Raw genomic sequence first — 1,691 nt, forward strand, 5'->3', positions numbered from 1 at the left:
CGACACTGTCTGTTTTTCTAGTGATGTAGTTTTTTTCCAAAAATGAGAATTTTAAAGTTTTTGTGTTTTTGATTAGTCTTATAAAAGTTTTTAGTCTTCCAGAAGCTTTATAACTCCTGGAAGACAATGTATATTTGGTAGATACACATGGTTAGTTTGGATTGCACGTTATTAAACTTTTCGCATAAAGATTTCTTCTCTTCGGTTTTCGAAGGTTATGGTAATGAGTTCGAATATACATCTAATGGTGTTTTTCGCAGATCTGAAAGGCCAATTTGTCCCGAGTGCTCTACACGAATGAATCACAATGGTTATAATACGTATACTAAGCAGGGGTTGGGTAGTGTTCGTATTGGGCGTTATGTTTGTCCTTTTTGTAGGTGTTCTTTTGAGGAGGAGCGTGGTTTTTGGGAATCGTTGAAGAATGATTTTTTCACGGTTTTGAACCGGTTGTTTCAGGTTTTAAGGGTTAATCATGTGTCTTTTCGAGGTATTTCAGATGTGATGGATTTGATTTTTCCGCGTGGGAAAGACACTATAATGAACGTTTTCAACGAATCCGTTGAAAAAATCATTGTTCCACCGATAGAAGACGTTCATATAGTTCATTATGATGAACAATTCCCTAAAAGGGGACGAACAACGGAATACCGCCTGACCTTACTGGATCATGAAACTGCAAGATCAATTGCAGAGGAACTAAGCAGCAAAAAAGACCCTAAAACCATTAAAAATTTCCTATCTCGACATTTAAACCCGGAACAGAAGACTTTTGTGGTTGCTGACCTTTATTCCAGCAACCGACAGGTTTTCGAGGAATTCTTCGGCGAAAATCTAATTTTCCAATACTGCCTTCTACACCTAAACAAACGCATAGTAAATGATTTCCCAAAAAACACCACATTAAAACAGGAATTAACCAAATACAAATTACTGAACATCTTTTACGACAGAGATGCCGAAATACAATTCCTCAAGGAAATCATCAAAGCCAACCCCGAACACACAGATCAACCTAAAAAATGGCATAAAACAAAACTAAAACCATTTAAAAAGTTCTTATACAAACGTAAGCTAACACGCCGCCGAAACAAACTGAACCATAAACAAAGAACCTACTTAGACGCTTGCACGAAAATTAACCAGCTGATGGCTGAAATCGACACATTCGACAAAAAAGTACGCAAAAGACTACGCAAAATCGATAAAAACTGGAAATACTTCACCAACTTCTACTTCACACCATCTGCACCAGCCACCAATAACCTAATAGAAAACCACTACTCCACCAGCCTCAAAACACACCAAAAAAAAGCACTAAGAACCCCACAAGGAATAAAAAACCACATCAAACTCTCAGACATCAAAAAAGCAGGAATACTCGACAAAACAGGCGGAACAATCCTAGAAATCCACCAAAAAATCAAACACATAAGCACCAACTAAAAAAAAAAGAACCACCAAAAACCCTGAAAGAAATTTCCCCCGCATAGCGTTAGCCAGCATCAAAATCAACGTAAAAAACCCATAAAAACCAAATCCAATCCTTATTTTCCCACAAATTTAAAAAAAAAACCTAAAAAAAACGAATAATAAAAAGAACAACCTTCTAAAAATTAAAAATTTACCAAAAAAATTTTATAACCAAAACAAAAAAAATCATCATATCACTAGAAAATCAGACAGTGTCT

The 1,691-nt window shown here is 35.9% G+C and carries 1 protein-coding gene; it reads left to right on the top strand.

Annotated elements, in window-relative coordinates:
* Positions 1-147: 147 nt before the first annotated feature.
* Positions 148-1,446, top strand: coding sequence for a transposase (locus J2743_RS11990; protein ID WP_209627528.1), 1,299 nt, complete (start codon positions 148-150; stop codon positions 1,444-1,446).
* Positions 1,447-1,691: the final 245 nt, after the last annotated feature.

The sequence above is a fragment of the Methanobacterium petrolearium genome (assembly GCF_017873625.1).
GTDB classification, from domain to species: domain Archaea; phylum Methanobacteriota; class Methanobacteria; order Methanobacteriales; family Methanobacteriaceae; genus Methanobacterium; species Methanobacterium petrolearium.

Bases quoted from the DNA above. Each gene is read 5' to 3' on its own strand.
- J2743_RS11990 (WP_209627528.1), top strand. From the start codon at position 148: ATGGTTAGTTTGGATTGCACGTTATTAAACTTTTCGCATAAAGATTTC.